This window comes from Mycobacterium asiaticum (assembly GCF_001668675.1).
In the GTDB taxonomy this organism is placed as follows: Bacteria; Actinomycetota; Actinomycetes; order Mycobacteriales; family Mycobacteriaceae; genus Mycobacterium; species Mycobacterium asiaticum_D.
Genome location: NZ_LZKQ01000177.1, coordinates 24,678 through 31,816, shown reverse-complemented (window position 1 = coordinate 31,816; position 7,139 = coordinate 24,678). Strand labels below are relative to the sequence as shown.

5 protein-coding genes are annotated in these 7,139 nt (G+C 67.3%); all 5 read left to right on the top strand.

Annotation, left to right across the window (positions count from 1 at the left end):
• The first annotated feature begins 53 nt into the window (after positions 1 to 53).
• Positions 54 to 3,254, top strand: a complete 3,201-nt coding sequence (embB, locus tag A9X01_RS15175; protein ID WP_065121555.1) for an arabinosyltransferase EmbB — start codon at positions 54 to 56, stop codon at positions 3,252 to 3,254.
• An 11-nt stretch (positions 3,255 to 3,265) separates the two neighbouring features.
• Positions 3,266 to 4,138: an SGNH/GDSL hydrolase family protein gene (locus A9X01_RS15170; protein WP_065121558.1), complete on the top strand. Its 873-nt coding sequence runs from the start codon at positions 3,266 to 3,268 to the stop codon at positions 4,136 to 4,138.
• A 218-nt stretch (positions 4,139 to 4,356) separates the two neighbouring features.
• Positions 4,357 to 4,857, top strand: coding sequence for a hypothetical protein (locus tag A9X01_RS15165; RefSeq protein ID WP_065121554.1), 501 nt, complete (start codon positions 4,357 to 4,359; stop codon positions 4,855 to 4,857).
• Positions 4,858 to 4,892: 35 nt separating this feature from the next.
• The gene (locus tag A9X01_RS15160; protein ID WP_065121553.1) at positions 4,893 to 6,677 is read left to right on the top strand and encodes an acyl-CoA dehydrogenase family protein; all 1,785 of its coding nucleotides are present in this window, start codon (positions 4,893 to 4,895) and stop codon (positions 6,675 to 6,677) included.
• A 70-nt stretch (positions 6,678 to 6,747) separates the two neighbouring features.
• The gene (locus A9X01_RS15155; RefSeq protein WP_155772106.1) at positions 6,748 to 7,023 is read left to right on the top strand and encodes a hypothetical protein; all 276 of its coding nucleotides are present in this window, start codon (positions 6,748 to 6,750) and stop codon (positions 7,021 to 7,023) included.
• Positions 7,024 to 7,139: the final 116 nt, after the last annotated feature.

The following is a 7,139-nucleotide window of genomic DNA, read 5'->3' as shown; positions in this document are numbered from 1 at the left end:
CCCCCCCCTGCAGTTGCGGCCCGCCACCCCCCAAACCCCCCCCCACCCGCGCAATGGGGGGGGTTTGCGCGTCTGCTCGCGGGGAAAAAATCACCCGCTGGGTCGCGACTATCGCCGGGTTGCTCGGTTTCGTGTTGTCGGTCGCCACGCCACTGCTGCCGGTGGTTCAGACCACCGCAATGCTGAACTGGCCGCAGGACGGCCAGCTCAACAGCGTCACCTCGCCGCTGATCTCACTGACGCCGGTGGACTTCAAGGCGACCGTGCCGTGCAGCATCGTGCGCGAGATGCCGCCGTCGGGCGGAGTGGTCCTGGGCACCGCGCCCAAACAGGGCAAGGACGCCAATCTCAACGCCCTTTTCGTGGTGGTCAGCGCGCAGCGCGTGGACGTGACCGACCGCAACGTGGTGATCCTGTCGGTGCCGCGCGATCTGGTGGCCTCGCCGCAATGTGAGTACATCGACATCAGCTCGACGCACGCCGGCACCTTCGCCAACTTCGTCGGACTCAAGGATCCCGGCGGCGGACCGCTGCGCAGCGGGTTCCCCGACCCGAACCTGCGACCGCAGATCGTCGGCGTCTTCACCGACCTCACCGGGCCGGCGCCACCCAAGCTGAGCATGTCGGCGACCATCGACAGCCGCTTTTCCACCACGCCGACCACGCTCAAGCTCTTGGCCATTGTCGGGGCGATCGTGTCCACCCTCGTTGCGCTGATCGCGCTGTGGCGCCTGGACCAGCTCGACGGGCACCGAATGCGGCGGTGGATTCCGGCCAACTGGCGCACCTTCACCCTGCTCGACGGCGTGGTGATCTTCGCCTTCCTGCTCTGGCATGTCATCGGCGCCAACTCTTCCGACGACGGCTACATCCTGGGCATGGCCCGCGTCGCCGACCGCGCCGGTTACATGTCCAATTACTTCCGCTGGTTCGGCAGCCCGGAAGACCCGTTCGGCTGGTACTACAACCTGCTGGCGTTGATGACCCACGTCAGCGACGCCAGCATCTGGATGCGTCTGCCCGACCTGTTCGCCGGGTTGGTGTGCTGGCTGTTGCTGTCGCGTGAGGTGCTGCCCCGACTCGGGCCCGCGGTCACCGCCAGCAAACCCGCCAACTGGGCCGCGGCGATGGTGCTGCTGACCGCGTGGATGCCGTTCGACAACGGGCTGCGGCCCGAGGGGATCATCGCGCTCGGGTCGCTGGTCACCTATGTGCTGATCGAACGGTCGATGCGGTACAGCCGCCTGACACCGGCGGCGCTGGCAATCATCACCGCGGCGTTCACCCTCGGTGTGCAGCCCACCGGACTCATCGCGGTGGCGGCACTGGTGGCCGCCGGCCGTCCGCTGCTGCGCATTCTGGTCAAACGCCGCCGGATGGTCGGGGGCACGTTGCCGTTGCTGTCGCCGATGCTCGCGGCGGGAACGATCATCCTGACGGTGGTGTTCGCCGACCAGACGCTGGCAAGTGTGTTGGAAGCCACCAGGGTTCGAGGCAAGATCGGACCGAGCCAGGCCTGGTACACCGAGAACCTGCGCTACTACTACCTGATCCTGCCCACCGTCGACGGCTCGCTGTCGCGCCGGTTCGGGTTCCTGATCACCGCGCTGTGCCTGTTCACGGCGGTGTTCATCATGTTGCGGCGCAAGCGGATTCCCGGTGTGGCCCGGGGTCCGGCGTGGCGGCTGATGGGCATCATCTTCGGCACCATGTTCTTCCTGATGTTCACCCCGACCAAGTGGGTGCACCACTTCGGTCTGTTCGCCGCGGTGGGTGCCGCGATGGCCGCGCTGACGACGGTGCTGGTGTCGCCATCGGTGCTGCGCTGGTCGCGCAACCGGATGGCCTTCCTGGCGGCGGTGTTCTTCACGCTGGCGTTGTGTTTCGCCACCACCAACGGTTGGTGGTACGTCTCCAGCTACGGCGTGCCGTTCAACAGCACCATGCCGAAGATCGCCGGAATCACGGTCAGCGCAATGTTTGTCGCGTTGTTTGTGTTGGCCGCGATATACGCCGCCTGGCTGCACTTCGCGCCGCGGGGCAGTGGTGAAGGCCGGGCGGTCCGTGCCCTGACGAAGGCGCCCGTCGCGTTGGCCGCCGGGTTCATGGCGCTGGTGTTCGTCGCATCGATGGGCATCGGGATCGTGCGGCAGTACCCCACCTACTCCAACGGCTGGTCGAACATCCGGGCCTTCGCCGGTGGCTGCGGACTCGCTGACGACGTGCTCGTCGAACCGGACACCAACGCCGGCTTCATGACACCAGTGCCCGGTGATTACGGCCCGCTCGGCCCACTCGGCGGCACCGACCCGGTCGGCTTCTCACCCAACGGCGTGCCGGAGCACACCGTCGCCGAGGCGATCGTCATGAAGCCCAACCAGCCCGGCACCGACTACGACTGGGATGCCCCGGCCAAAACGAAAACAACCGGCGTCAATGGTTCCAGAGTGCCGCTCCCCTACCAGCTCGACCCGGCGCGGGTGCCGCTGGCGGGCACCTACACCAACGGCGCGCAGCAGCAGAGCAAACTCGCCTCGGCGTGGTACCTGCTGCCCAAGCCGGACGACGGGCACCCGCTGGTGGTTGTGACGGCGGCCGGCAAGATCGCCGGCAACAGCGTGCTGCACCACTACACGGCCGGGCAGACCGTGGTCCTCGAGTACGCCAGGCCCACCCCAGGCGCGCTGGTGCCCGCGGGGCGGCTCGTGCCCGACGACCTGTACGGCGAGCAGCCCAAGGCGTGGCGCAACCTGCGGTTCGCCCGGGACAAGATGCCGGCCGACGCCGTCGCGGTCCGGGTGGTCGCCGAAGACCTGTCGCTGACCCCGGAGGATTGGATCGCGATCACCCCGCCGCGGGTGCCGGAGTTGCGCTCCCTGCAGGAGTACGTCGGTTCGACGCAGCCGGTACTGCTGGACTGGGCGGTCGGACTGGCCTTCCCGTGCCAGCAGCCGATGCTGCACACCAACGGGGTGACCGAGATTCCGCGGTTCCGCATCACGCCCGACTACTCGGCCAAGAAGCTGGACACTGACACGTGGGAAGACGGCAAGAACGGCGGTCTGCTGGGCATCACCGACCTCCTGCTGCGCGCCCACGTGATGGCCACCTACCTGTCCCGCGACTGGGCCCGCGACTGGGGCTCCCTGCGCAAGTTCGAGACCCTGGTCGACGCGCCGCCCGCGCGGCTGGATCTGGGTGAGGCGACGCGCAGCGGCCTGTGGTCGCCGGGCAAGATCCGCATCGGGCCGTAACACTGGATGGCATGTCCTCGACGCGCCTGGGCATCGCCCTGCTGGTCGGCGTCGCGTGCGGCGGATGTGCCGCGACGCCGCCGCCCGGTCCGGGCGCGGCCGCGCGGCCGAACTACGTCGCCATGGGTGACTCTTTCGCCGCCGCCCCGGGCGTGCCGGAGCCGGCGGCGCCGCGCGGCTGCCACCGGTCGACCAACAACTATCCCGCCGTGCTGGCCCGGCGCCTCGACGCGTCCGCGTTTCACGACGTCACGTGCAGCGGAGCGACGACCGACGACGTCGTCAACCGCGAGCAGCGAACCGACCACGGGCTGATCCCCCGTCAGCTCGACATGATCGGCCCGCCCACGGACCTGATCACGATCACCATCGGCGCCAACGACATCGGGTTGGCCGGCGACGCCGAGTCCTGTGAGGCCAAGGGCGCCGACCCGAAGCCGTGCAGCACAAAATTCCTCGCCGACAACGAAGACCGGCTGTCCAGCACCATCGCCGCCCAGTTGCCCGTCTGGGCCACCATGATCGACCAACTGCGCGCCGCGGCCCCCAGGGCGAGGATCATCATGGTGGGCTACGGCACCTTCGTCCGGCCCGGCGGCTGTTACCCCGAGCAACCGGTGCTGCCGCCCGACGCCAACTATCTGCAGGCCAAGGTCGACGAACTCGACGACCGGCAAATACAACTCGCCGCCGAAAAGGGCATCGAGTTCTTCGACACCCGGTCGCTGTCCGAGGGACATGACATGTGCGCCCCGGCGGCCGACCGATATGTGTCGGGCTATATCACCGACAACGACAGCGTGCCCCTGCATCCCACCGCGTTGGGCGCCATCGCCGTCGGCAACGCCTTGACCGACTATCTGGTGCTATCCGAGAACCGCTAAGACTTCTTTGCTATTGCTTATGCGAACCAATGGCCGGGCTTCCGTTGGCTCGTAGTTGCGAAAACCTTTGCCTCTGAACGCAACACGTCTTCGCTGTAATCCCATTCGAGACGCCCGCCCGATTTGCATAGTTGTCAATTTTCGGTTGCAGTTTCGTTTTCGCGAATTGTGTCAATATCTCGGGCCAGGAAATCGGCCGAATAGGAATGGGTGGGCAGATGGACACGCTGACTCGCTTGGGATTCTCCGCTACGTCAATGGTGGTTGTGGCCGCCTCGACGGTGACATTGGGGGCCGGTATCGCAACCGCGAACTCACCGGTGCCGATCAGCTCGGTCTTGCGCAGATGCGATTTCAGCGCCGTCCAGACCTGGACCCAGGTACCGCGGACCTCGGCTGGGCGTGGCGTAGCCAATATCCATACCTCCGGGTCGACAGTTGTCGCCGACGTGAACATGGTGATCTCCAACAGCCCGGGCGCCCACTACGACATCGGCCTGATTCAGATGCCGCGGCCCTCGTCAGAGACCTGCGGTCCGGGCGACCCGGGCACCACCTTCACCGGCTTGGACACCGACGGCGCGGGGGTGGCGAACGTGACCATCACGGCGCCCTTGCGACAGGGCGCCACGGGCGTTTGGGTGTTCGTCGCGTCGCCCCATCCCAACAATCAGGCGCCGGCAGAGTTCTACACCTCGGAGTACGTGTCGCCGGTCTGACCCGAAACACCGCCGATATGTAATACCGTCGCGGCATGACCGAGTACGACCTGGAGGCCGTCGATCGGCTGCCGTTCTCCACACCGGCGAAGTCGGAGCGCTACCGCACTGAAAATTACTCCGGTGCAACAGGATTGAACTGGTATTTGACCGACCCCACCCTGCAGTTCACCATGGCGTACTACTTGACGCCCGAGGAGCTGGCGGCGGTCGAACCCGTGCTTACCGACATCGGTGCACTGATGGGCGGACCGGTGGCGCGCTGGGCCGAAGAGACCGACCGCAATCCGCCGCGGCTGGAACGCTACGACCGCTGGGGGCATGACATCGGCCGGGTCGTCATGCCGCCGTCGTTCACCCAGTCCAAACGCGCCGTGCTGGATGCGCAGCAGAAGTTGCGCGACGCGGCGCGTTCTGCGGGCTTCCGCTCGTCGCTGGCGATGTTCGCGTCGAACTATCTGCTCAACCAGGCCGACATCGGGATGGGCTGCGCGCTGGGCACCGGCGGCGGCATGGTCCAGTCGCTGGTGGCCGCCTACGCGCCGCCGGACGTACGCGATTACGTGCTGGCCAAGTTCGACGCCGGTGAGTGGGCCGGTGAAACGGCGCAGCTGCTTACCGAACGGACCGGCGGGTCGGATCTGGGCGCCCTGGAGACGACCGCGCGCCGCGCGGGTGACGCGTGGCTGCTGAACGGCTTCAAATGGTTCGCGTCCAACTGCGCCGGCGAGGCGTTCGTCGTGCTGGCCAAGCCGGAAGGGGCGCCGGACTCGAGCCGCGGTGTCGCCAACTTCCTGGTGCTCCGCACCCGCCGCGACGGGTCCCGCAACGGGGTGCGGGTGCGCCGGCTGAAGGACAAACTCGGTACTCGGTCGGTCGCTTCCGGCGAGGTCGAGTTCGTCGACGCGGAAGCTTTTCTGCTGTCCGGTGAGCCGTCAGGTGACTCGGGTCCGTCCGACGGAAAGGGCCTGGGCCGGATGATGGAGCTGACCAACGCGGCGCGCCTCGGCATCGCGCTGTTCGGACTCGCCAACGCACGACGCGCTCTGGTCGAGTCGTTGTGCTACGCCCGGCAGCGGCAGGCGTTCGGCGGTGCGCTGATCGACAAGCCGCTGATGCGACGCAAGCTCGCGGAGCTGATCGTCGACGTCGAAGCGGCGCAGGCGCTGGTCTTCGACGGCACCGGCGCGAAGAACCACCGTCAGCCGCGGGGGGTGCGGCAACGTATCGCCGTCCCGGTCACCAAGCTCAAGGTCGCCCGGCTGGGCATTACCGCGGCGTCCGACGCGATCGAGATCCACGGCGGCAACGGCTATATCGAAACTTGGCCGGTGGCAAGGCTATTGCGCGACGGGCAGGTGAACACCATCTGGGAGGGGCCGGACAACATTTTGTGCCTGGACGTGCGGCGCGGCATCGTGCAGACCCAGGCCCACGAGGCGCTGCTGGGCCGGATGCGCGACGCGGTGTCCGTCTCCGACGACGACGAGACGACCCGCCTGGTGGCAGATCGGATCGAAGATGTGGACGCGGCCGTCACGGCCTGGCAGAAGTTGGATGGCCCAGTGGCCGAGGCGCGGCTTTTCCCGCTGGCCCAGTTCATGGGCGACGTGTACGCCGGTGCGCTGCTGACCGAGCAGGCGGCGTGGGAGCGGGAGACCCGCGGTGGTGAGCGCAAAGCATCGGTCGCGCGACTCTACGCGCGGCGGTACCTGGCCGACCATGGGCCGCTGCGCGGGATCGACGCCGATGCCGACGAGGCGCTGGAGCGCTTCGACGACCTGGTCGCCGGGTCGCTAACCCTGGGCGAGCAGACGTGAAAGCACCCGAATCATGGTCAAAATAGGGGCTTTCGCGTCTGCTCGCCGGATGACGGTGACCCTCTTACTGATGCTGTTTGCGCTTATTTGTGTCGCGCCGGGCGAGGCCGCCGCCGACTCACTGCCGGAGGTGCAAGTGGTGGTCCAGCTATGGGATAGCGATCCGGATGCCGCGGTGCGGGTGGCCTTCGGACACCTTGCGGCGATCTACTTCCTGGACCGCGATGAACCGAATTCCATCGCGTGGCACGCGATGCTGCGGCAAAGCCTGCAGAACCAGACCCCGGTTCGGTTCACCTACGCGGTCGCGGGGCAGCGAATCACGTTTGTAGAACCGGCGGGTTGAGATCGAGCGTGCGTTTCCCGACGACGCACCGGCGTGTTGCGTCGCCGTTTGCACACTCGGCGCGGTTGACCGCCCGCCGCCGCGCCAGCCACCCCGCGGGCAGACGCGAAAGCCCC